Consider the following 21,461-nt stretch of genomic DNA (forward strand, 5'->3'; position numbering starts at 1 on the left):
TTCCCGCCACCCGTCTCCAGCAGGCACTATGGCTGCCCCGACAGCAAGCACCGTTCGATGATCCGACTGGACGACGTAGCCGCCTTCGTACAAACGGTTGACGCCGGCAGCTTCTCCGCGGCGGCCCGCCTGGCCGGCGGTACCCCGGCCATGGTGAGCAACGCCGTCCAGCGCCTGGAACGCGAACTCGGCGTACGGCTGTTCGTACGCTCCACCCGGAGCATGCGCCTGTCCGACGATGGCGAGCGCTACCTGCCGCACGCTCGCGCCATGCTGGACTCCCTGGCCAGCGGATCGCGCGTGCTGGCGGAAGGCCGTGGGGAGATCTCCGGCCCCCTGCGCCTCGCGGTGCCGTCCGACCTCGGACGGAATGTGCTCCTGCCGTGGCTCGATGCGTTCCAGGCAGAGCATCCCGACGTGACATTGCAGCTGCGGATCAGCGATCGCACCACCGATCTCCATCGCCATCCGATCGACGCCGCCGTGCGCTACGGTGTGCTGCGCGACTCCACCCTGGTGGCGCAGCCGTTGCTGCCCGACAACCGCCGCGTGGTCTGCGCTTCCCCCGACTACGTGGCCAGGCACGGTGCTCCTGCCCATCCGGACGAACTGCGGGAACACAACTGCCTTTGCTTCGTCTGGGGCGATCAGGTGCACGACCGCTGGCTGTTCGACCTTCCGCGCGGGCTGCACACGGTGAAGGTTTCCGGCAACCGCATCAGTGACGACGGCGAGGTGACGCATCGCTGGGGCCTTGCCGGCCACGGCATCATCTACAAGTCGCGAGCCGACATCGAGGCCGATCTGCGCTCGGGGCGTTTGATCGACCTCCTGCCAAGCCTTGGCGAGCATGCCCCGCTCAATCTGGTGACCGCGCATCGCTCGCAATTGACGCCTGCCGTACAACGGCTCAGGGACTTCCTGCGGGAAGGGTTCGCCCGCGTCGTCGCATAGCCGTCTTCAGAACGAACCCTCAGTGTTTGCCCCCGCGGCCGGCGTCACTTCATTGTTGTCGCCAGGCTCCCAGGCCGCCGTCGCCTTCAGGGCATCCGGCGTGCCCGTTTCGTCGCGAATCACGCATTTCCATGCGGTCGCGAAGGCAGGCGCCATGGAGATGGTGCCCTTCCACGTGGGATAAGTCGCGGGTTCGAGTTTTACGGCGTCCTCCAGTTTCCAAAGACCCAGCTCCTTGCTGCCACCGACGACATAGACACTTCGGCCCTTGGTCGTTTCGCCCTTGTCGCAGCGAAAATTCACATCCACCGGCGTCACCGTGCCGCTTTCCCATACCCGCACCTTTCCGCCGTCGTCTTCCAGCGCAGGCACGAACGATTGGTCGCTGATGACCCGAGGCTCGGTAAGCCGCGAGTCGAGAGCCACGACAATCGTCTGACGTGTACCGGTCACCCGGGCCACGAGCCCGCCTTGGTCGGTGTTGAAGGACACGTCAGAACCGGCGCGCACGCCGGCATCGCGCCGGATCGTTATCAGACGGCGCAGATAATCGTGCAGCGGCGTCGGCGTCGCGCCCTCGTACATGTCCGGCCAGTAGACCGTCGGCGTACCGGGCGTGGTGAGGATGAAGGCATAAGCCATGCGAAGGCGATCCGGACGCAACGCCCAGTGGTGCTGACCGCCATAGGGACCCGGCGAATACCCCGTGTCGTGATTGTCCACGAACGTGGTCGCCACCTCTCGCCAGCTTCGTTGCGGATTCCCATTCAGCCCATATCGCCAGTCGGGCACCGACCCGTTCTGCATCCGTTCCTTCAGCGCGAAATCGAACACCGTGCATTTCGCCTCGTCGGACCACGCCATGAGCAGGTCCTGCCACGACTTCGACCGGTTGGGATCGCCCTCGGGAAATTCGCTTGGACCCTTCCAGAATTCGCCCACGCAGAACCCACCATCGTCACTGCTCTTCATCAGGTCGTCGACATGGCGTGCGGCGTAACCCCGAACGAAGTCGAAGCGGAAGCCGCCCGCGCCGTAAGTGTCGTGCAGCGATTTCAGTTCCGCCGCAAACATCGCTTCGTTCTCGGCGTTGGCAAGATTGAGATCGGAAGACCCATCCATGAAAGGATCGCCGTCGTCGCACGGACGACCGTCGCAGTTATCGGTGCGCAAGCGTCCCTTTCCCGCGGGAATACTCAACGTCGAACCTTCAGCCTTTGCGTCGCGATGGTTCAGCACGATGTCGAACACGGGTTTCACGTGCGCACCGTTGAGCGCCGCCACCGCCGCGCGGAGGTCCGCGTCGGTGCCATACCCGCTGTTCTTGTCGAAGTCCTTCCAGAAGTAACCCTCACCACCACCGCTGGTGCCTTTCGCGTCGTCCTTCCAGCTCGACGTGTCGCGCCACGGCGGAGGCATCCACACCGAGGTGAACCCATCGGCGGCGATCTGCGCCGCGCGGCTCTTCAATTCCGCATACCACCCACCGGGCTTCACACGCGTCGAGTTCCAATGGAAGCCTTGCAGGAGGATCTCGTCGCCACCGTGGTAGCGAACACCACCGGCCGTCTTCACGGCATCGTCGGCGTGTGCGGCAGCCGCGCCCGCCAGCATGGCGACGACGATGAGTACCCTATGTCTGATCTTCATGACCGCCTCCGTTCCATGGAGAGGAGCGCCCGCGCCGGACGCGACGATGGCATCGTGGGCCGATTCGGGGGGCGCGGCTACAGGCTGCTCATGAAAATGCCACGCGAAACCGGCACGCGATTCCGAAAGCCCTGAAATGGCGTGGAATGGTGCCGATGCGAGGAGGGAGCGAGATGAGTGGTGCCGACACTCGGCACCGTCTGATGCCCCAACACGCTGGCACACAATGAGTGCCCTCGATATAGTCGAGCGTATCCACATCCGTACCCACCATTACGAGTCTATGGTCGTGGCAGCTTTGACCTCAGCACGATGGCGCAACCGTGAACTGCATCTTCGATCTCTTGGCTCAGCGAGCTGTTGTGCCTTCCCGATGACGGATTTCGAGGTTCAGGAGTGCCCGACGCGGACACATTTTCCCGCATCTCCCTGCCGAAGTCGCGGTCCGCTCTGAAGTCCTCCCCACCACTGCGGGCATTCGCGATCACTGCATCGATGGAGGAAGTCAGCACGACATAGGTTCTCAGGACGCGCTGCACAGCTTTTCCAGCTTCTGCGCCCCAAAGGCCCTCCACCTCCGTTTGAATAGTCTCTAGGTTCACCGCAGCAGCGCGCAGGGGTTCGAGCCTGCGACCGTAGGCGCGAGCCAAAGCCTTTGCCTTGGTTTCATGGTCGTCGTCGCCTGGGCTCACTATAAGCTCCGCTACCCACAACACGGGCGATCGAGCGCGCGCAAACTCGAGTTTGTAGGTAAACAGGGCTTTTAGGGCGCGACGAGCGAGGTCAAAGTCGGCCTTCCCTTGGTCCTCGGCTCTCCACCTGGAAAATCCCCTTGCGGCAACCACGGCTGTCACACCTGCGGCGATCGCCACGACAACATCCTTGAATACCGAGATCGCGCCAGGCCAGTCAACGCGACAGATCCACACTTCCATCGATTCCCCTTTGATTTAGCTAATTAACTTCTAACCCGGGCCATTTCTAAATTACGGCCTACGAAGCTTCTCTCCCAAGGGTTTTAGATCAACGGGCAGGGTTAATCAAACAGGGGAAATTTTCTACGCGTGCGGGAACGGTCGGTTTCCGTGCACGACGCGCGCAGACTTTTCCGCCAGCCACCCCCCATAGAGCATCTGCGCGCAAACCCCTGGGTACGTGGCCCGCCCCTCGGCGATGGCCGGTCGCGCAGATTCGTCCCGCCAATTGTGGATGCGCGCATTTATGGAAACGTTCGGTCTAGGAACGGGCAACATCGTCGGCTCGCGAATCGTTCTGCAAGGGCCTTCGCCACCCATTCCTCGACGGGCATCCCTTACTTCGTGCGAGCGACAAAACAGTGCATAAGAGCCGTATCGAAGAGCTCGGATCGCCATATGCGATCGATGGTGTCGATGTCGCCGGCCTCATGTGCCACCAACATGGACTCCATCGTATCGATATCCTGGTGCCGATGCTCGGGCTCGTTGGTTATTCAGGACTGTTTACCTTAATCCACGCACCTTCGTTGCGTCCTTCGAGGAAACCACGGCGACGGACCAAGGTGTCTCGCCCTCGCTGGCCGGCCTAGCCGTGGTACCTAGTGATATTCGATCAAGGCTCTGCCGATTCGAACTTAAGTCCCATTAGCCCTGTACCGAAACCGGACAATTTCGTCTCGCACACCTTGGCTGCGGCCGAGAGCATTTCGTCGCGTTCCTTCACGACATGCTTAACGAATCCCGGTGGGGCCGGACACTCAATTTCACCCGCGTGCTGGCGAACATAGGCCTTGGCCTTGGCTGACAAGATGGAGCGATTTTCCTCCGGATAGTCCGCGGCGATTCGGTCGATTGAAGCCATGGATCGTGCGAATGAGTCAGGCCACTCGGGGGGATCGGCCGGAGCATCACGAAGATAAGGCATCATCCAGTAATAGGTGAATGCATTTTCGGATGAAAAGGCTATAGACATTCCGACCTGCTGGATGAACTGCTGCCATTGGAGACGGAGAATGTTCTCTTTGGCGCTGGCAATGACCTTTCCGTAGCGCTCGTTCTGCTCGCGTAGGCGTGCCGCCTTCGTTGCTTCGCGCCCGCGGTCGATGATTGCTTGATTGGCCCTCGTTTGCGCCTCTTTGGCTGCATCCAAACTTGATCGAAGTCGAGCATCCGCGGTCTCCTGCAAGCCCCTTAGCTCCAGAAGTTCCGAGGTGGCTTTCTCCTGATCCAACTGCAGACGCGCCATCTCTTCTTCGAGCCTCTCTTTCTGGAAGACCGGTAGAACGGTATGCACATAGCCGTACCAAGCGAGAACTACCGCTGCGAGCTGTGCAACATAGGAGAGACCTTCGAGCCAAGGTTTTGTAGCACCCCAAAGCGATGGCCTTCTCCCGCCGAACTTCGACGATGGCGTCCATGTCGCGTTTCTACGTTTCATGCCGCAGCTTCTCCAAGTAGTCTGCCCATGCCTGCATCGTCTTCCGTCGATCGGTCAAGTACGATGCGCGATTGTAGGCGGTGCGCACGCGACTGCGCTCGACATGCGACAGTTGACGCTCGATGACGTCAGGCCCCCAGCCGAACTCGTTGAGCCCGGTGCTCGTCAGCGCGCGGAATCCGTGGTCGGTCATTTCGTCTTTCGCGTGGCCGAGATTGCGCGGTGCCGAATTGACCGTGTTCTCGCTTATGAACGCGGACGCGCCCCGGATGCTCGGGAAGCGGTATTGCCCAGGCCGCATGTCGGAAAAGCGATGATCTGGCTGAGCTCGGCCAGCACGGCGACCGTTTCGCGAAAAAGCGGCACGATGTGCGCGGTCTTCATCTCGGCGGCGGGTAGCCGCCCAACCCAACGCGCTGGCCGCGCGTCGAGGTCGTCAACGGGAAGCGCGATGCATCCCGGTAGAGACGGTGGCGCCAATGGCCGTCGAAGGCGAGATCGCAGTGAATGGCGGTAGACTTCAGGGCCAGATAATCCCGGAACCAGTCTCCGTTCGTGTTTCGCGATACTAAGCAGCTAGCGCTTCGATGTCGCGCTCCTCGGTAACGTACTTCCATGCGCTACCGTCAATCTGACTGCTCATTTTCTTTCTGAGAATGTTGAATGTCTCTGTGGATTTCAGCCCACCAGGCTTCGAGATTCGCGTCACGCCTGCAGATAGTGCCGGTCTACGAAGATTCTGCTGGCGCTCAGTCCACTGGGCTTCACACAAGCGAACAGCCGACCTAAGGAGCTTTCGCGTCACCGCTATCGCCCATACTGCTCTGAACAACATCGTAGCTAATAGAGAACGCCCGGCCATCAGGAGCAACATTTCTGTATGGGCCCGCTTCTCGATGCTCTCGAGCTTATTCGCCACATTTGGATTGACGTTCTTGAGGGAGCGGTCAAGCGTTCGACGTAACCGCTGGGCAGCCGACGCACTCTGTTTGGTCTGAGAGAACCGCGTGACATAAAAGTGCGTGAAGCTAATGTCATCCGCGTAGCGGATCAGCCCGTTCAGAAGAGAGCGACGCATTTGATAAGCGCGGCTGTCGAACCCTATGTGGCCGCTCCGAGCCAACTCGAACAGCTCCGCTCGAAGGGCAAAAAGGTTGTTCCTCGCTTGGAGTACCGCCGAGCGTGGCAGGTCAACAAAAACCACTCTGAAGACGAGGGCCATTGGCACAAACAAGAGTGCGATAAAAACGAGCATGCTCATATTTTATCCTTTTCGTGAGTCGCGCCGGATTTTGCTATACCGCTTGATGATCGACCCGGATCAATGAGGGTTTCGTAACGCTGCGTCAGTTCACCGATTCGGGTCGCCTGAGACCTAGTGGTCCTGAACAGCCTCATCGCCACACCAATTGAGACCACCAACGCAATAAAAAGTGCCAACAGGATCCACCAAGGAGGAGTTATTGCCTCGGCAATTTCCTTAAGAGACGAACTCGATACTTTCGCATCAACGTACGCGGTGAGGTTCGTCGTCCGCCCAGCCAAGTAGTAGGACATGGCCGTGACAGAACCGAACACGCACGCGCATCGCAAGAAGGTCTTGATAACCGACGTTACACCTGCATCGCGTCGGCTGTTTTTGAGAGCGTCGAGTTGCCCGCGAAGCCTGCCGTTATCGGCGAGTAGCTGATCCCGCGTCGGAGGCTCCGACTCAACGGCCACCCGCCGTCCCTTGGCTTGATTCACCCACCACCCCCCGGAAGTTGGCGTTACTCGCTTGAATTACAAGTGGTTATTGCATGCTTCCAGGGGGCACGTCTATATCTCGAACGATGTAAAAGCGTTCAGGTCATCGTTGCCTGAGCGTCAACTCATCCACTCAATAAAAAACCTGCCCGAAGGCAGGTCCTTGATTTTCTTGGTGCCGGCACCCGGATTCGAACTGGGGACCTACCGCTTACAAGGCGGTTGCTCTACCAACTGAGCTATGCCGGCGAAAGCGGGGAGTTTATCAGAAGCAGCCCGTGCTTCGCGCCGTTATCCCGGGGGTGCGAATGCTTCGGCGAATGTCGGCGCCGGCCTCATCCGGAACCACCACGTCGAGCCACCAGACCGGCGTGGTTTCCGTGCGCTCGCTCATGCGGGCCGGGAAGCCGGCGGCGACCACTTCGTCGCGGCGCTTGCGGGCGTTCGCCGGGTCGTGGAACAGGCCCAGCGCCACCGAGTTTTGCAGTTCGCCTGCGGCGGTGACGACGAAGTAATCCTTGATGCCCTTCGCTTCCAGGCGCTTCGCCTGGGCCAGCGCCAGTTCGCGCGTGGCCTGGGCCGGCAGGAAGACGCGCCATCCGCGCGACTCGCTGGTCTGCTCCTGGCGCTGCCTGCTGCGCACGGTGCGCGATGCGATCGCGGTACGGGCGGCGCGCAGGTCCACCTGGTTCGGGAACGGTCCCAGCGCGAGGCAGCGATAGCTGCGGCGCGGACTGGTCGGGGCAGTGGCCGTCGATACGGGGGGCGCCTCCGCCTGAACCTTCGGCTGCGCAATAGCGGGCTTGGGCAAGGGTGCCGCCGTGGCGGGCGCGGCAGGCGTCGTCATGGCCGGGGGCGGCAGCGGTGCCGAAGCGCTTGCCTCGGGCGTTGCCGGGGACGCTGGGGCCGATGCACCGGCGGCCGGCGGCTCCGGCAGCTCTGTGAGCAATTTCAGCTTGGGCACGTTGCCGTCGTTCGGATCCGCCGCGCGCGTGCCCGAATCGCCCAGCAGCAGCCAGGCGGCCACGGCGATGTTCAGGGCGATCAAGAGAACGAAGAGCAAACGCAGAAGCATGACGGCCTTGGGTCATCCGGTAGGGCTTGCTCGCGTTCCCCTGTAAGAACCGGCAGCACCCGGATTCTAGGCGATATCGCTCGCAGGAGCATGCGTCCTGGCCCATACCGCCAGCCCGCGCAGCACCGCGTCGGGAACCAGCTCCACCGTGCGCACAAGCAAGGGAGCGAGAATGTCGGCATCGCCGCCACCCAGCGTGACAGTGGGCGCCCCCCCCAGCTGAAGCGCCACCCGATCCACAAAGCGGTCCACCAGCGCGGCACACGCCTGCCAGCACCCCGAGGCGAGTCCATCGGCGGTGTTGTCGGCCAGGTCGCGCACCGCGCCCGGGCGCTCCGGGCGAACCTGCGCCGTCGCGCCGAGGACCGACTGCTGCATCAGCAGCGGCCCGGGGGCGATCCAGCCGCCGAGGTGCCGGCCCTCGGCGTCCAGCGCGTCGAGCGTGAGCGCGGTGCCCACACTGGCCAGCACGGACGGCGCCCGGCCGGCGGCGAACGCGTCCACCATGGCGAGGAAGCGGTCCACGCCCAGGCGATGCGGTTCGGCATAGGCATTCGTGACGCCGCAGGCCTGGGCCGGCGTGCGCACCCACGTCGTATCCAGATCGAAGGCACTGCCTACGGCCACGGCCACCGCCGTTTCACGCGCGGCATCCACCACCGATGCCCCGACGACTCGCTGCGGCGCGGGCCAGCCGCACCATAGCGTGGCGAGTTCGTGGGCGATGTCGGCATCCCAACCGAACGCGCCGCGACGAACGAACGTGTCGCCGTCGAGCAGCGCGAACTTGAGCCGGGTGTTGCCGAGGTCGAGCAGGAGGATCATGGTGCCGCCTTGCGAACGGAGACTTCCGCGCTGTCGACGATGGACACCTCGCCATTCGCCCGGCGCACGCGAAGGGCGCCGCGTTCGTCCACACCCTCGCCCGTGGCATCGTACTCGCCGCGCGGATCGATGATGCGCAGCGATTCGCCGCGAAGCAGGTCGTTCGCTGCGTAGTCGTCCGCGAACGCGGCGAAGCCGTGACGCTCGAACGCCACGAGTCCTTCGGCGAGTTCCGTGATCACCGCGGCAGCGATGCGATTGCGGTTCGGCGGGTCGCCGCCCATGAGGGAGGCAAGGTCGGTGATCGGCTGACCCGCCCGCTCGTGCAGGGTGTCCGGCAAGCGGATGTTGAGGCCCACCCCGATCACCGCCGCGCAGGGCCCCGAGTACTCGCCCGACAGCTCCACGAGGACGCCGGCAAGCTTCGCATTGCCGGCCAGCACGTCGTTCGGCCATTTCAGGCCCGGGGTGCGGATGCCCAGTTCGGCCAGCGCGCGCAACAGCATCACGCCCACCGCCAGTGAAAGCCCCGAGAGGGACGCGAAGCCGCCGTCGAATCGCTTCAGCACGGACAGATAGAGGTTCATGCCGGGCGGCGAGAGCCAGGTACGGCCCCGGCGGCCGCGACCGGCCGATTGCGCCTCTGCGAGCACGAAGGAGAGATCGTCGAGCACCGGGATGCGTCGCGCCAGCTCGCTCGACGTGGAATCGATGTCCCAATGCACTTCGAGCATGCCGATGCGCGCCGCGGTGCCTGGCGCCAGCCCCGCCTTGATGGCCTGGGCGTCGAGCAGCTCGGTGCGCCACGGCAGGCGATAGCCACCGCCGACCCGGGCTTCCACCGGTACGCCCTTGAGGCGCAGGGCCTCGATCTGCTTCCAGACGGCCGCGCGCGTGACCCCGGCCCGGCGGGCCAGGGCCGCGCCGGACACGGCATCGCCGCCGGCAAGGGCTTCGAGAAGATCGCGTGCGAGCATGGCTACCGTCCGGCCGTCAGGCGGCCGTTGTCGAGGTGGGGAAGAGCCGGGGACATCCGGCGATTCTAGGGCAGTGGCCGGGTTTTCGCCCGTTCCGGCCACGGCGGCAGCCCCCGGGGACGTCCAGCACTGGCAGGCCCGTGAAATTTCTGCGAGGATCGGCTGTCCCCCTTTACGTCCCGAAGGGGCCCAGGGTTTACCGATGAACGCCAGACCGTACATCTTCGGATGTCTGTGCCTCGTCGGTGCCGCCGGCACCGCCGCCGCTTACGACATCGACCCGTCCACTGGCCTGCTCGCTCCGAGCGCCGCCGGTACGTCGTCGTTCGAAGGCAGCGCGCGGTCGTCCCAGGGCGGCCGTGACAACCTTGGCGGCGACACCCTGCCTTCGCGGCGTGAAAGTACGCGCCGGGGCACGCCCCCTCCGCCGGTCACATCGCCGGTCGATGTCGACGACGGCACGCGCGGCGATTCCCTGCCGTTGCGCTCGGGTGCGCCAAGCTGGCAGTCGCTTCTTCCCGGCTCGATGCTCTAAAGCGCTCGCGGCCGTACTTCGTGGGTGTCTTCCAGTCGCTGATCGCGCGCTTCCGCGCTCCTGTCCCTCCCATCGACGACACGCTGTGGCGACAGGCCGTCGCCCGCGTGCCGCTGGTGCGCGCGCTCGACGCGCCGCGGGCGCACTATCTGCGCCAGCTGGCCGCCACGTTTCTGCATACGAAGCGCTTCCAGGCACTGGGTGGCACCGAACTCGACGATTTCTGGCGTCTCGCCATCGCGATGCAGGCCAGCCTTCCCGCCTTGCCGCGCGGACCGAGGGCGTTCAAGGGATGGACGAACGTGCTCGTCTATCCCGGTGAGTTCAATGTGCGCCGCAGCCACTATGACGCCCCGACCGGCGTCGTCACCGACAGCGACGACACGCTGATCGGCGAGGCCTGGGACCGCGGGCCCATGGTCCTTTCCCTGGCCGATGTGGCGCTCGACCTCGAAGCGCCATGGGACGGATTCAACGTGGTCGTGCACGAGATGGCGCACAAGCTCGACATGCTGTCAGGGCCGGCGAACGGCGTGCCGCCCCTCCCGCCGTCGATGAACCGCAGGCAGTGGATCGACACCATGCAACGCGGGTTCGACAGACTGTCGAAGGCCGTCGATCGCGGCCGTCGCACGGCCATCGATCCTTACGCCAGCGAAGCGCCGGAGGAGTATTTCGCGGTGACGAGCGAACTGCATTTTTCGCAGCCCGCGCTATTGCGCGAAGCGGAGCCGGACGTGGCGGCGTTGCTGGAAGCGTTTTACGGGCCCTCGCCGGCGTCCCACTCGTAGGAGCGCGGCCTCAGGGTGGCGGCAGCTTCACGCTGAAGCGTGCGCCGCCAAGCTCCTCGGAGCGGTCCACATGCAGTTCGCCCTGGTACGCCTTGATGATGTCCTGGACGATGGAGAGGCCGATGCCGTGCCCTTGCACGCGCTCGTCGCCGCGCACGCCGCGCTGAAGGATCTTCTCGATCTTGTCGTCGGGAATGCCGGGGCCATCGTCTTCCACCACGAGTTCCAGGCCACTGCGGCCGCGCATCTTTCCGAGCGAGCGCGCGGAGAGCAACACGCGGTGCGACGCCCACTTGAAGGCGTTCTCCACCAGGTTACCCATGAGTTCGAGCAGGTCGCCCTGCTCGCCGGGGAAGGTGACGCCGTCCTCGATCTCGAATTCGCACAGCACGTTCTTTGCCGCGTAGACCTTCTCCAGGCTCTGCACCAAGTCTTCCGCGTGGCCGGCAATCGGTTCCACCGAAGCGATGGTGCGGCGCCCCGACGTCGCAGCGCGTGAGAGCTGGTAGGCCACGATCTCGTCCATCCGGCGCACCTGGTCGAGGATGTCGCCGCGCAGTTTTTCGGCGTCGCCCCCCGACTCCAGCTGCGAGCGGACTACGGCCAGTGGCGTTTTCAGGCTGTGCGCAAGATCGGCCAGTGTGTCGCGGTAGCGCGTGCGCTGCTCGCGCTCGCTGTCGATGAAGGCGTTGAGCCGCCGTGTCAGCACCGTCAACTCGACCGGGTAAGGTCCGTCGAGGTGGTCGCGCGTGCCGCGCTCGATGTGTGCGAGGTCGCTGGACACGCGGCGTAGCGGCAGCAGACTCCAACGCAGCAGGAATAGCTGCAGCAGCATGAGCATCATGCCGAGCATCGCCAGCCACAGGAACTGCGTGCGCCGGTAGGTGGCCACCTGCCGCTCGAACTGGTCTTCGGTTTGCGCCACCGCGAAGGTCAGCGGCACGCTGCGCTTCTCCGTGCTGTCGAGCGACACGCCGTAACTGAAGACATACAGCTTGCCGCTACGTGTCTCCACCGGCTCGAACGCCGTTTCGCCCGGCGACAGCATGCGTACGAAATCGAAGTCGCGACCCAGTGCCGAAGAGGATTCCCAGCGAAAACCGTCGTTGCCGACGATGATGGCGTACAGGCCGGAACCCGGTCGCGAGAAATCGGGATTCGGCTGGCTGTCCGGCGTGGTGACCTTGCCGGCACGCGTGATGTCGGTACCGGTGATGTAGGCGATGGCGTAGTTATGCAGCCGGTCGTGCATCGCCGACAGCTCGGATGCGTAGTTCGCCTTGTTCTGCGCGAGGCCGGTCAGGCCGAGGAAAGCGGCCAGCGCGAAGCCCGTCGCGAGGGCCGCACGCGCGGCCAGCGAGAGGGGCCGGCGTCGGATCGATGAAGCGTTGTCCATGCTTCGAGCTTACCTCGGGACGGCGCGCCCAAAGGCGACGCCGCCCGCGGGAATCAGTCTTCGTCTGCTTCGTTGCGCGGGATGGCGAAACGATAGCCGCGGCCGCGCACGGTTTCGATGGGCTTCAAGGTGCTTTCCGGATCGAGCTTGCGGCGCAGGCGCCCGATGAAGACCTCCAGCACATTCGAATCGCGGTCGAAGTCCTGCTGGTAGATGTGCTCGGTGAGGTCGGCCTTCGAGACCAGCTCGCCCGCATGCAGCATCAAGTATTCCAGCACCTTGTACTCGTAGCTGGTGAGGTCGACCTGGCGGCCTTCCACGGTGACCGTCTGCGCCGTGGTGTCGAGCTTGATGGGGCCGCACGCCAGCACCGGCTTCGACCAGCCGCTGGCACGACGCACCAGCGCGTTGATGCGCGCCAGCAGTTCTTCGACGTGGAAGGGCTTCACCAGGTAGTCGTCGGCGCCGTATTTCAGGCCCTCGACCTTGTCCTGCCAGCTGCCGCGCGCGGTCAGGATCAGGATGGGATAACGCTGGCCGTGTTCGCGCAGCGCCTTCACCAGGTCCATGCCGGACAGCTTGGGCAGGCCCAGGTCGATGATCGCGAGGTCGAACGGCACCTCGCGCCCCAGGTAGAGGCCTTCTTCGCCATCCTGGGCGGCATCGACGGCGAAACCGTCGCGCTTCAGGCGCGCGGCGAGGGTCTCGCGCAGCGGGGCCTCGTCCTCTACGAGCAGGATTCGCATCAATGTTTCTCCTTGTTGTCCCCGGCACTGGCGTCCAGGGGCTTGGCGGTTTCGGTTCGGATGGGCACCACCTTGACGTGACCGTCCAGGGTGAGGACCTTGACCCGGTATTCGGTGATGCGGCCGCGCTCGACGAGCCGCGTGTCCGCCGACAGCACTTTCCCCCCGGTATCCTTCTGGACCTTGCTCACCGCCTGCTCGAGCGACATCGACTGATAGGCCGAAGCCGCCGCAGGCAGGGCGAGACAGAGCGCGGCGAAAAATAGCGGACGAAACGTGATTTTCATGTGGGGCGCGGAGAAGCCGGGGCGAGCGATTCGGCCGATCATGCCCAGCGGCGCCCCGCCCGAAGCTGAACGAAACCCGGGTCGGAGCCCGTCGGGCCCGATGCCCGGGCCTCGAATACCCTCGCCAGGAGGCCAGGACGCGCTCCGCCCCGGCATATCGGGGCCGATCGATCAGGGCATTCGCTCGAAAAGCGTCATCGGCTTGTCCCGATAGGTCACCTGTTCGAACGGGCGATAGCCGAGCCGCTCACCCAGGCGCACCGAGGGGACGTTCTCGGGATCGATGAGGCAGACGGTCCGCCCCGTGCCCCGCTGCCCGAAAAACCATTCGTGCGCGGCCGACAAGGCCTCCGTGCCGTAGCCCTTGCCGTGCGCCGTGCTCGCCAGCGCCCAGGCACCCTCCGGGTAGTCGTCGAAGCGCGCACCGAGCCCACGGCGGAATTGCGCCAGCCCGCCTTCACCCACGAAGCGCCCGCCTTCCTTTTCCCGCACCGTGAAAAGCCCATAGCCGAACGACGTCCAATGGCCCACGTTGCGCAGCAGCCGGATCCAGGTGTCTTCCTCCGAAGCGACGCCACCGATGAAGTGCATGACCTTCGGGTCGCTTCTCATCGCCTGGCAATCTTCGAAGTCCGAGATGGCGCTCGGGGTGAGGATCAGGCGCTCGGTCACGATCATGCGGTGCTTGGCTCCTTGGAACGGGATGGTCAGGCAGCGTGGCGGAAGGCGGACAATGCGCTCTCGATCAGGCGCCAGTCCGCGCCCGGCAGATGGGCGCCTTCCGAGAGATGGCGGCGGAAGCCGCGCGCTCCGGGCTCGCCCTGGTAAAGGCCGAGGATATGCCGGGTGATGTGCTTCAGCTGCGTGCCGCGGGCCAGTTCCGCGTCGATGTAGATACGCATCCGTTCGAGCACGTCGGCGCGCTCGGGTAGCGGAGTGCCGTAGAGGTCGGCTTCGATGCGCGCCAACACGTAGGGATCGTGATACGCCGCCCTGCCCAGCATCACCCCGTCCACCTGGGCGAGGTGTTCGCTCACGGCGTCGACCGTGGTGATGCCGCCATTGATGACGACGGTCAGTTCGGGAAATTCGCGCTTCAGCCGGTACACGCGCTGGTAATCGAGCGGCGGGATCTCACGGTTTTCCTTCGGGCTCAAGCCCTCGAGCCACGCCTTTCGCGCGTGGACCACGAGGATACGCACACCGGCTTCCAGCATCGTGGTGGTGAATCGCTGCAGGTCGGCGTATTCGTCCTGGTCGTCCACGCCGATGCGGCATTTCACGGTCACCGGCACCTCGACGGCATCCGCCATGGCGCGGACGCACTCGCCCACCAGATCCGGCTCGCGCATGAGGCACGCACCGAACTTGCCCGACTGGACCCGATCCGAGGGGCAGCCCACATTGAGGTTGATCTCGTCGTAACCGGCCTGCGCCCCCAGCACGGCCGCCTTCGACAGTTCGACGGGATCGCTGCCCCCGAGCTGGAGGGCCACGGGATGCTCCTCGTGGCTATGTTCCAGCAGCCGCAACTGGCTGCCGCGCACCAGCGCCGCGCTGGTCACCATTTCGGTGTAGAGCCGGGCATGGGGCGACAGCAGCCGGTGGAAATACCGGCAGTGACGGTCCGTCCAGTCCATCATGGGGGCGACGGTGAGGCGGAAGGCTGAGGGGTCAATGGATTGCATAGGGGCATTTTAGCAATCCGACCCAGGCTGCGCCCGCTGCATCAGGACTTTCAACCGATACTCCGGCGCCAAAAGTTAAGCCACATGACGCCGGGCACAGTGATGGAGCTGCCGAGTCGTTACGACCAGCATGCGCAGGCATTATTAATCCAGACTCACCGGTCAGGGTCGATGACAGCCGTCATCAACATAGTCTCGCTCAGAGGTGCACCCAGCGCCCGCGCGCGTTTCTCCCAGCCGCGCACCGCCGCGCGCACCTGATCGGCCACCGCGCCTACGGCCTTCTTGGGGAGACGGTAGTAGTCGGCCGTGGCCAGCAGCAGGCTCGAATCTGGTGAAGGATCCCGGTCGTCGATCGCGAGCACGTGATGATCTTTGTCGGAGTTCGGGTTCACATCGAATGCCGGCGACAGTTGCCAGCCATCGCCCGCCCGCATGAAGCCGTGATTACGCAGGTGATCGTCGCGGTTGCCTATCAAGATGTTGAAAAGGACTCGGCGGAACAGCTGCTCAAGGTCGCGTGCAATCTGCGTGGAGGTGCCGCACGTCTCGATGATCTGCACGAGCTCCAGGTAGCTGTGGCCCTCGCTCTCGGTGGCGTCCAGTTGGGTCATGGCCGACGAGAACATGCGGCGCGAGTTCGGGGTGCGATCGAAGCGCTGCACTGCGTAGGTGTGACCTCGGTCCGAGAGCCGCATCAGCCGTGCCTCGGGCATGTCGATGCCCGCGTCGAGTGAGAGCTGGTAGGTGAGAAACTCCCACAATCCCACGTCGACGCGGTCATCGTTCGACGGGAACTTGGCGAGCCACAGCTGTCCAGCTTTGTCGCGGAAACTGGCTTTTGGCCGGGCGCCGCCGAGTGAAGCGCCGGGCGCCACGATCTGCTTTATCCAGCGGACCATCTCGTCGGACAGGTCGGCATCGCCGCGCTCCACTTCCGCGGCGATACCTTCGAGCTGGCGCAGTTCGGTGATCGGCGGGGCGCTGAGTGTGCGGTCGTCCACGTAACGCGCGGACTCCGGATCCACCAGACGCAGCGCTCCCATGCGAGACTCGTCATTGACTCCCACCAGGTAGTCCCACGCACGCAGGTTGCGTGCTTTGCGCCTCTCTTCACGTGCTTCGATTGCCTCGCGACGATCCATCAGGCGCTTGCCCCAGCGATCAGGGGAGCAGTCCTGAAAAGCACCCGACAGTTCGCTGGCGCCAGTCCGCGCATACTGCGGACCTGCGCCAAAGTAGAGTTCGTGATCCAAAGGGAACCCCGCCACCGACCCGGCACCGGCCAGCCATTTGGGGTCGTACTCGAAGCTGATCGTCTCCCCCGTCCTGCTTGCCGTCTTTGACAGGTGCCCAACAAAGGCAGAGCCGCCGAGAGACTCATCGTCGATCCAGACTGCAAGACGGTTCACGGCTTGGGCTTCCGCGGTCGTGGCGGCCTCGGCGGCACCGACGGCGTGGGGAGCAAGGGGACCACCGGCGGCGTCTGGGCGACGGGCGGCGGCAGCGGCGTGGAAGTGGTCCGCGTGCGGGGCGAGGCATTGGTGCGCCGGAGTGCATTGTCCTGCAGCTCGCGACCGAGGGTGTCCTGCGCGGCTATCAGGTCGATGTCGCCGGCCAGGCCGAGCACAGTCAGCGCTCGCAGAACGGTTGCCAGACTGGTCGACGGATCGCCTTTCTCAAGCTTGGCGATGGTCGGGACACTGACTCCCACGCGCTCCGCCATCACCTCCTGGGTCATCGAGCGACGCATCCGGGCAACGCGCAGCCGCTGACCCAGCGCCTCGATCTGGCGCTGTACGCGGGGGTGGGTCGGAGGAGTCCGTTTCGCCATACAAAATTAAGTTACATTTTCTGGCCGGAAATGCAAGTTAATTTTTGATTCTATGGCTTTTCCGGTTCAGGTTATCGTGTGGGCGCTGCCGGCGGCAGCGGCTGCATATCCAACCACGCATGCAGTTCCCTGCGCGGCATTGGCTGCGCGAACAGATAGCCCTGGAAGTGGTCGCAGCCGAGGCCGATCAGCAGTTCGCGCTGGTCGGGCGTCTCCACGCCTTCGGCCAGGGCGCTCAAGCCCATCACCTGCGATATCTCGATGATCTTGCCGAGAAGCCGCTGCGCGCTCTCTTGCCTTGTCGCCTCGATCAGGAAGTGCCGATCGATCTTCAGCTTGCGAACCGGAAGCGTGCGCAGCGTCGCCAGGGAGGAGTAACCCGTTCCGAAGTCGTCGAGCGCCCAGGAAACGCCGGTGGATTCCAGTGCTTCCATCCGCTCGATCACCATCGCGGTACCGGCAGCCAGCGCGGACTCCGTGAGCTCGAACTCGAGCAAGGTCGGATCGATGCCTGCCTCACGGATGATCGAAGACACCGAAGAGACCAACGAATCATCCAACAGCTGCACCGGACTGATGTTCACCGCCAGGCGCAGTGCCTGTGTCCGCGGGTCGGACGACCAGTGCTTCAGGGTCTGACAGGCTTGGCGAAGAACCTCCAAGCCGATCTCGCTGATCAGGGTGCTTTCCTCCGCCAGGTCGATGAAGGCATCGGGGGTCAACAATTCGCCGGACGGACGCCGCCAGCGAATGAGCGCTTCCGCACCACTGACGATGCCGCTGTAGCGTACCTGTGGCTGGTAGTGGACCTCGATCTCCCCGTTGCGAACGGCCCGACCCAATTCGCGTTCCATCCGCAGGCGCTTTCCGCTATCGATGCGGTAAATAGCGAATATCCCAGCCAGGAGAAGCATCGACGTCGCCGCATTCAACCTCACGCCCCAGGCGCGCACCTCGAGCGGCGGCGAGGCGTGGGGAGCAAACGGATCCAGCGCGCCCACCGCGAAGGCGGTAAAAGCACCAAGGCAAACCAGCGGAAAGATCAACGAGCCATAGCGCTCGCGCGGCTCGAACGTGAAAGCCGCACCCGCGGCGAGCGGCAGCAGAAACAGATGGACCGATCGTGGCACCCAGGCGATGGGTGCGTCGATCCACGCGATGGAACAGATGACGGCGAGAATGCCGTGCGCAACGAGAAGGAGCGATGAGCCGTTGCTTCGCTTGCTGCGATGAAGGGCGAGCACGCCAACAGCCGTCAGCCCGACGAAGACCACCGACAGTTCGTAGCGCCCGAAGTAGATGTAGCAGAGCGTCCACGCTAGCCCCAGCCCTATGCAGGCCACGCCAGTCAGCTTCAGCATGACCGACACCTTCTCTCTTCGCCGTCCACTCTGCGATCGCATCCGAAGCGGATGCGAGTCTGCCGTCGCGGCACCCCCTGTCCGTCTCATCATTCGTTGAAGCGCCCCCTGCCACGAATCGGATCGGTCGTGCCTTGCACGAACGTAAAGCCATTATCCAAACGTGTGCATTGTGCGCCTCCGTGCCCCGAAGCGGTTAGGGACGCAGCGTGCCCCGGCGAAGCCGGGGCAGGTCAGGATCAATGCTGGTGCCCTTGCGCCGGCGTACCGTCCGCCCATGTCGAGGTGCCCACGAGGAACACGAGGATGGGCGGCAGGCCGCGCATCTGCGAGGGGTCCTTGGCAAACATGAACCAGTATGGGCTCGCCATCACCGGGGAACCCTCGAGGTTGGCGCCCCATTCGCCGGGGTTCCTGGCCAGAGTGTCGAACATGAGGTGAGGCATGTTGTGCTCGCCCTCGTCGGTCAGGTACGACGACTTCGACATCATGTAATCCATGGCGCCGGGCTCCGGCTGCGGCAATTGCTTCCTTGCGTAAGCCTCCCTCACGGCTGCCAGCATGTCTTCCTTCGAGCGCCCGGCCATCGCCAGCCGTGCGCGCAGCTGGAAGATCGGAACGATGGCGCGGGCGGCCTGTGGATTCATGCAGTCCGCGGCCAGGATCTTGGGGTTCCAGAATTCCGGCCAGTCGAAAGGTCCGGTCCAGCTCCTGCCCACGACGCAGACGAATCCATTCTTGCCCTCAACCGCCGTTTCATACCCCTTGCGCCCCAGCACGAGGACGGTGGCGTCGCCCGAGACGGAGGCCGGTGCCGCACTTCGCGCCAGGGCGATTTCTGCGTCGCGGCTCTTCATCAAATATTGCTCGGCGGGGGCCATCTTCGGGTACGCCGAAGCGGCGTCGGGCTTCGGCGCATCCTGCGCCGCGGCTGGGTGTAGCAGCACAGCGAACGCGAACAGCGCGAGCACGGCGATCATGGTCGAGCGGGCCGAGTGTTCCATCGGGGCGTCTCCTGAAAGGGGTTGTCGGGCGGGCGCAGTGCCCGCCTTGACCAGACGTCGAACGAGCGGGACCGTTTTCGACACGTTCGCGCTCCTAAGTCCCAGGGAACGTCTGCGGAACTGTCTCGGCAATGATCGCCGCCAGCCGCGCCACGGCAGGTGCGGGCGGGTGGCCGCCATCGTGCAGACACAGACGGCGAGGCGCGTCGGGTAGCGCTGGCAAGCCGGACTCGACACCCAGCACACCCAAACCGCGAGGCAGGCCGGCCGCGGTGCGCAGCGTGACGCCCAGGCCCGCCTCCACCGCAGCCCACAGGCCATGGAGGCTTGGCGAAACGAATGCGATGCGCCAGCGCAAGCCCGCACGATCGAGCGCGGCAATGGCGCTCTGCCGGAACATGCAAGGCGCCTCGAGCACTGCGAGAGGAACGGGCTCGTCCTCCGCCCAAGTCCAACTGCCGTCGCTGGCGCCGATCCACACATCCTGAAGCTGCGCCAGCACGCGGGCGTCGGCACGCGTCTCCGCGCCGAGTGCCAGCACCAGGTCGAACGCCTGCTCGTCGAGCCGCTCGAGGAGACGGCCATTTCGATCCACGGCCACCTCGATGCGAACGCCGGGGTGCGCCCGCTTGAACTGTCCGAGCGCCCACGGCAGCCAGCCGTCCGCGAAATCGCCGGGAAGACCGAAGCGCACGCTTCCTTCTATGGCGCACCCTCGCACGGCTGCCACGGCTTCCTCGTTGAGGCTCAGCAGGCGGGTCCCGTAAGCGAGCAGAACCTCGCCCGCCTCGGTAGGCACCAGTCCCCGGCCCTGCTTCCGGAAAAGCGGCACGCCCAGCTGTGCCTCGATCCGACGAATCTGCAGGCTGACCGCCGATTGCGAGCGGCCGACGAAGTCCGCCGCGCGGGCGAAACCGCCCAGGCGCTGCGCCGCCACGAGCGTTCTCAGAACGTCCAGATCCAGGCTTGGAAGCGCCATGATTCAGTTTCACAAAAGTGTTTCGTGAGAATTACCACATTTTCTTATGTAGATTCACGCCGTAAAAAGGCGGGGGACCACTGGGAGAACCTCATGAAATCACTATGGGCACTGATAGCCGGTACGCTTGCCTGCCACGCGGCGATCGCTGGAAACGCGCCGGCACTGGGCCATGAACTCGCCTCGCTGGCGGGCACCTGGACGCTCCAGGCCGCGGACGTGATACACGCCGACGGCCGGAAGGAGTCCGATTACGGTGCCGCGCCGAAGGGGCTGCTCATGATCGACGCACAGGGCCGCTACTCGTTGCAGATCTTCCGCACCGACAGGCAGCATTTCGCTTCGAGCGACCGTGCGAAGGGAACGCCGGAGGAATATGCGGCCGCTGTGCTCGGCACGAGCACCCATATTGGCACGGTGAGCATCGACCCCACCGACCACACGCTCACCTTCCGCATCGATGCCGCCTCTTTCCCGAACCAGGACGGCACCGTGCAGAAGCGCGCGTACGAACTCACGGGCGACATGCTGAGCTACAAGGTGGCACCCCGTCCCAACGGCGACGTGCCTGTTTCCGTCTGGCGGCGCCTGCCGGTTCAATGATGCTGCATAGCCGCCGACGTTCCGTTTGACCGTCGCCCCGACCTTCTATTTCGCCCGCTTCACGGAGGCCTTGCGCGGCGCCGCATTGAGGTCCGCCGCCGCCCGAACCAGCGCCTTGAACGCCTTGGCGTCGATGGCTTCCCCTTTGCCGATATCGATGGCGCGGCGTACGTTGCCGTCCAGGCTGGCATTGAACAGCATCGCGGGGTCCTTCAACGAGGCGCCCTTCGCGAAGGTGAGTTTCACCTTGTCCTTGTACGTTTCGCCGGTGCAGATGATGCCGCCGTGCGTCCACACAGGGGTGCCTCGCCACTTCAGTTCCTCGACCACGTCCGGAACGGCATCGTGGATGAGTTCGCGCACCCTGGCGAGGGTGTCGCCGCGCCAGTCGCCGAGTCCGGCGATGCGCTGATCGATCTCGATCAACCTGCTCATGTCCTCTTCCCCCCTGCTATCGTCAATACACCCCGCCTCCGTCGATCTTAGCAACCCCCAGGCGCAGGCACCCACACCTGCCATCCGGGTGCAACAACTGCCGTAATCGCTGGTGAAACTGCCGGTCATGTCGCCAGCCTATGGTGACCTCCACATGCCG

The 21,461-nt window shown here is 64.4% G+C and carries 24 protein-coding genes and 1 tRNA gene; 4 read left to right on the forward strand and 21 right to left on the reverse strand.

Translation table 11 applies throughout. The features are described from left to right. Positions 1-57: 57 nt before the first annotated feature. Positions 58-954, forward strand: coding sequence for a LysR family transcriptional regulator (locus HBF26_RS05010; RefSeq protein WP_167123707.1), 897 nt, complete (start codon positions 58-60; stop codon positions 952-954). Positions 955-960: 6 nt separating this feature from the next. On the opposite strand, the gene HBF26_RS05015 is transcribed toward HBF26_RS05010, so the two are convergent. The 10 genes from HBF26_RS05015 to HBF26_RS05060 all read right to left on the reverse strand — a co-directional run bounded on the left by HBF26_RS05015 (position 961) and on the right by HBF26_RS05060 (position 9,642). Next, entirely contained in the window at positions 961-2,604 is a 1,644-nt protein-coding gene (locus tag HBF26_RS05015) for a glucan 1,4-alpha-maltotetraohydrolase domain-containing protein (RefSeq protein WP_205287591.1), read from the reverse strand. Between the two features lie 281 nt (positions 2,605-2,885). Next, entirely contained in the window at positions 2,886-3,539 is a 654-nt protein-coding gene (locus HBF26_RS05020) for a hypothetical protein (protein ID WP_167123709.1), read from the reverse strand. Between the two features lie 655 nt (positions 3,540-4,194). Beyond that, positions 4,195-5,019, reverse strand: coding sequence for a hypothetical protein (locus HBF26_RS05025; RefSeq protein WP_167123711.1), 825 nt, complete (start codon positions 5,017-5,019; stop codon positions 4,195-4,197). After that, on the reverse strand, positions 5,009-5,212 hold the full coding sequence (locus HBF26_RS05030) for a hypothetical protein (protein ID WP_167123714.1): 204 nt from the start codon (positions 5,210-5,212) through the stop codon (positions 5,009-5,011). The genes HBF26_RS05025 and HBF26_RS05030 overlap by 11 nt, the downstream gene beginning before the upstream one ends. A gap of 375 nt (positions 5,213-5,587) precedes the next feature. Then, positions 5,588-6,280: a hypothetical protein gene (locus tag HBF26_RS05035; RefSeq protein WP_167123716.1), complete on the reverse strand. Its 693-nt coding sequence runs from the start codon at positions 6,278-6,280 to the stop codon at positions 5,588-5,590. Beyond that, positions 6,277-6,765: a hypothetical protein gene (locus HBF26_RS05040; RefSeq protein WP_167123718.1), complete on the reverse strand. Its 489-nt coding sequence runs from the start codon at positions 6,763-6,765 to the stop codon at positions 6,277-6,279. The genes HBF26_RS05035 and HBF26_RS05040 overlap by 4 nt, the downstream gene beginning before the upstream one ends. A 173-nt stretch (positions 6,766-6,938) precedes the next feature. Beyond that, positions 6,939-7,014, reverse strand: a tRNA-Thr gene (locus tag HBF26_RS05045). A gap of 16 nt (positions 7,015-7,030) precedes the next feature. Beyond that, positions 7,031-7,840, reverse strand: coding sequence for an SPOR domain-containing protein (locus tag HBF26_RS05050; protein ID WP_167123720.1), 810 nt, complete (start codon positions 7,838-7,840; stop codon positions 7,031-7,033). A gap of 66 nt (positions 7,841-7,906) precedes the next feature. Beyond that, positions 7,907-8,665, reverse strand: coding sequence for a type III pantothenate kinase (locus HBF26_RS05055; protein ID WP_167123722.1), 759 nt, complete (start codon positions 8,663-8,665; stop codon positions 7,907-7,909). Then, positions 8,662-9,642, reverse strand: coding sequence for a biotin--[acetyl-CoA-carboxylase] ligase (locus tag HBF26_RS05060; protein ID WP_167123724.1), 981 nt, complete (start codon positions 9,640-9,642; stop codon positions 8,662-8,664). Before HBF26_RS05060 ends, HBF26_RS05055 begins: the two co-directional genes overlap by 4 nt. Positions 9,643-9,844: 202 nt before the next feature. On the opposite strand from HBF26_RS05060, the gene HBF26_RS05065 reads away from it, so the two are divergent. Further along, entirely contained in the window at positions 9,845-10,177 is a 333-nt protein-coding gene (locus HBF26_RS05065; protein ID WP_167123726.1) for a hypothetical protein, read from the forward strand. A gap of 20 nt (positions 10,178-10,197) precedes the next feature. Continuing rightward, entirely contained in the window at positions 10,198-10,968 is a 771-nt protein-coding gene (locus tag HBF26_RS05070; RefSeq protein ID WP_167123728.1) for a zinc-dependent peptidase, read from the forward strand. Positions 10,969-10,978: 10 nt separating this feature from the next. Here the strand turns inward: HBF26_RS05070 and HBF26_RS05075 are convergent, their stop codons facing one another. From HBF26_RS05075 to HBF26_RS05120, 10 genes are all read right to left on the reverse strand, one after another. After that, positions 10,979-12,364, reverse strand: a complete 1,386-nt coding sequence (locus tag HBF26_RS05075) for an ATP-binding protein (protein WP_167123730.1) — start codon at positions 12,362-12,364, stop codon at positions 10,979-10,981. A 53-nt stretch (positions 12,365-12,417) separates the two neighbouring features. Then, the gene (locus HBF26_RS05080) at positions 12,418-13,110 is read right to left on the reverse strand and encodes a response regulator transcription factor (RefSeq protein WP_167031704.1); all 693 of its coding nucleotides are present in this window, start codon (positions 13,108-13,110) and stop codon (positions 12,418-12,420) included. Then, positions 13,110-13,439 carry a PepSY domain-containing protein gene (locus tag HBF26_RS05085; protein ID WP_167123732.1) on the reverse strand — a complete coding sequence of 110 codons (330 nt, stop codon included), beginning with the start codon at positions 13,437-13,439 and terminating at the stop codon, positions 13,110-13,112. Before HBF26_RS05085 ends, HBF26_RS05080 begins: the two co-directional genes overlap by 1 nt. 129 nt (positions 13,440-13,568) lie before the next feature. Then, positions 13,569-14,075, reverse strand: a complete 507-nt coding sequence (locus HBF26_RS05090) for a GNAT family N-acetyltransferase (RefSeq protein ID WP_167123734.1) — start codon at positions 14,073-14,075, stop codon at positions 13,569-13,571. A gap of 29 nt (positions 14,076-14,104) precedes the next feature. Beyond that, positions 14,105-15,085 carry a tRNA dihydrouridine(20/20a) synthase DusA gene (dusA, locus tag HBF26_RS05095; RefSeq protein WP_167123737.1) on the reverse strand — a complete coding sequence of 327 codons (981 nt, stop codon included), beginning with the start codon at positions 15,083-15,085 and terminating at the stop codon, positions 14,105-14,107. 155 nt (positions 15,086-15,240) lie between these two features. Further along, the gene (locus HBF26_RS19855) at positions 15,241-16,497 is read right to left on the reverse strand and encodes a HipA domain-containing protein (RefSeq protein ID WP_167123739.1); all 1,257 of its coding nucleotides are present in this window, start codon (positions 16,495-16,497) and stop codon (positions 15,241-15,243) included. After that, positions 16,494-16,919 carry a type II toxin-antitoxin system RelB family anti-toxin gene (relB, locus tag HBF26_RS05105; RefSeq protein ID WP_167123741.1) on the reverse strand — a complete coding sequence of 142 codons (426 nt, stop codon included), beginning with the start codon at positions 16,917-16,919 and terminating at the stop codon, positions 16,494-16,496. The genes HBF26_RS19855 and relB overlap by 4 nt, the downstream gene beginning before the upstream one ends. 71 nt (positions 16,920-16,990) lie before the next feature. Next, a complete protein-coding gene (locus tag HBF26_RS05110) occupies positions 16,991-18,280 on the reverse strand; it encodes an EAL domain-containing protein (protein WP_205287592.1) in 1,290 nt (429 codons plus the stop codon). A gap of 239 nt (positions 18,281-18,519) precedes the next feature. Then, positions 18,520-19,284, reverse strand: coding sequence for a hypothetical protein (locus HBF26_RS05115; protein ID WP_240151216.1), 765 nt, complete (start codon positions 19,282-19,284; stop codon positions 18,520-18,522). A gap of 94 nt (positions 19,285-19,378) precedes the next feature. Then, positions 19,379-20,263 (reverse strand): LysR substrate-binding domain-containing protein, encoded by an 885-nt coding sequence (locus tag HBF26_RS05120; protein WP_167123746.1) that lies wholly within the window; start codon positions 20,261-20,263, stop codon positions 19,379-19,381. Between the two features lie 93 nt (positions 20,264-20,356). On the opposite strand from HBF26_RS05120, the gene HBF26_RS05125 reads away from it, so the two are divergent. Then, positions 20,357-20,866: a lipocalin-like domain-containing protein gene (locus tag HBF26_RS05125; RefSeq protein WP_167123748.1), complete on the forward strand. Its 510-nt coding sequence runs from the start codon at positions 20,357-20,359 to the stop codon at positions 20,864-20,866. Between the two features lie 45 nt (positions 20,867-20,911). On the opposite strand, the gene HBF26_RS05130 is transcribed toward HBF26_RS05125, so the two are convergent. Beyond that, on the reverse strand, positions 20,912-21,301 hold the full coding sequence (locus HBF26_RS05130; RefSeq protein WP_167123750.1) for a DUF1801 domain-containing protein: 390 nt from the start codon (positions 21,299-21,301) through the stop codon (positions 20,912-20,914). Positions 21,302-21,461 lie beyond the last annotated feature (160 nt).

Origin of the sequence: Luteibacter jiangsuensis (assembly GCF_011742555.1) — a bacterium.
Classification (GTDB): Bacteria; Pseudomonadota; Gammaproteobacteria; order Xanthomonadales; family Rhodanobacteraceae; genus Luteibacter; species Luteibacter jiangsuensis.

What these genes read in the sequence shown, in the direction of transcription:
- HBF26_RS05115 (WP_240151216.1), bottom strand. Translation starts at nt 19,284, where the DNA reads ATGGAACACTCGGCCCGCTCGACCATGATCGCCGTGCTCGCGCTGTTC.
- HBF26_RS05050 (WP_167123720.1), bottom strand. Translation starts at nt 7,840, where the DNA reads ATGCTTCTGCGTTTGCTCTTCGTTCTCTTGATCGCCCTGAACATCGCC.
- HBF26_RS05010 (WP_167123707.1), top strand. Translation starts at nt 58, where the DNA reads ATGATCCGACTGGACGACGTAGCCGCCTTCGTACAAACGGTTGACGCC.
- dusA (WP_167123737.1), bottom strand. Translation starts at nt 15,085, where the DNA reads ATGCAATCCATTGACCCCTCAGCCTTCCGCCTCACCGTCGCCCCCATG.
- HBF26_RS05035 (WP_167123716.1), bottom strand. Translation starts at nt 6,280, where the DNA reads ATGAGCATGCTCGTTTTTATCGCACTCTTGTTTGTGCCAATGGCCCTC.
- HBF26_RS05085 (WP_167123732.1), bottom strand. Translation starts at nt 13,439, where the DNA reads ATGATCGGCCGAATCGCTCGCCCCGGCTTCTCCGCGCCCCACATGAAA.
- HBF26_RS05125 (WP_167123748.1), top strand. Translation starts at nt 20,357, where the DNA reads ATGAAATCACTATGGGCACTGATAGCCGGTACGCTTGCCTGCCACGCG.
- HBF26_RS05120 (WP_167123746.1), bottom strand. Translation starts at nt 20,263, where the DNA reads ATGGCGCTTCCAAGCCTGGATCTGGACGTTCTGAGAACGCTCGTGGCG.
- HBF26_RS05015 (WP_205287591.1), bottom strand. Translation starts at nt 2,604, where the DNA reads ATGAAGATCAGACATAGGGTACTCATCGTCGTCGCCATGCTGGCGGGC.
- HBF26_RS05065 (WP_167123726.1), top strand. Translation starts at nt 9,845, where the DNA reads ATGAACGCCAGACCGTACATCTTCGGATGTCTGTGCCTCGTCGGTGCC.
- HBF26_RS05130 (WP_167123750.1), bottom strand. Translation starts at nt 21,301, where the DNA reads ATGAGCAGGTTGATCGAGATCGATCAGCGCATCGCCGGACTCGGCGAC.
- HBF26_RS05080 (WP_167031704.1), bottom strand. Translation starts at nt 13,110, where the DNA reads ATGCGAATCCTGCTCGTAGAGGACGAGGCCCCGCTGCGCGAGACCCTC.
- HBF26_RS05030 (WP_167123714.1), bottom strand. Translation starts at nt 5,212, where the DNA reads ATGACCGACCACGGATTCCGCGCGCTGACGAGCACCGGGCTCAACGAG.
- HBF26_RS05020 (WP_167123709.1), bottom strand. Translation starts at nt 3,539, where the DNA reads ATGGAAGTGTGGATCTGTCGCGTTGACTGGCCTGGCGCGATCTCGGTA.
- HBF26_RS05090 (WP_167123734.1), bottom strand. Translation starts at nt 14,075, where the DNA reads ATGATCGTGACCGAGCGCCTGATCCTCACCCCGAGCGCCATCTCGGAC.
- HBF26_RS05025 (WP_167123711.1), bottom strand. Translation starts at nt 5,019, where the DNA reads ATGAAACGTAGAAACGCGACATGGACGCCATCGTCGAAGTTCGGCGGG.
- HBF26_RS05060 (WP_167123724.1), bottom strand. Translation starts at nt 9,642, where the DNA reads ATGCTCGCACGCGATCTTCTCGAAGCCCTTGCCGGCGGCGATGCCGTG.
- HBF26_RS05110 (WP_205287592.1), bottom strand. Translation starts at nt 18,280, where the DNA reads ATGCTGAAGCTGACTGGCGTGGCCTGCATAGGGCTGGGGCTAGCGTGG.
- HBF26_RS05055 (WP_167123722.1), bottom strand. Translation starts at nt 8,665, where the DNA reads ATGATCCTCCTGCTCGACCTCGGCAACACCCGGCTCAAGTTCGCGCTG.
- relB (WP_167123741.1), bottom strand. Translation starts at nt 16,919, where the DNA reads ATGGCGAAACGGACTCCTCCGACCCACCCCCGCGTACAGCGCCAGATC.
- HBF26_RS05075 (WP_167123730.1), bottom strand. Translation starts at nt 12,364, where the DNA reads ATGGACAACGCTTCATCGATCCGACGCCGGCCCCTCTCGCTGGCCGCG.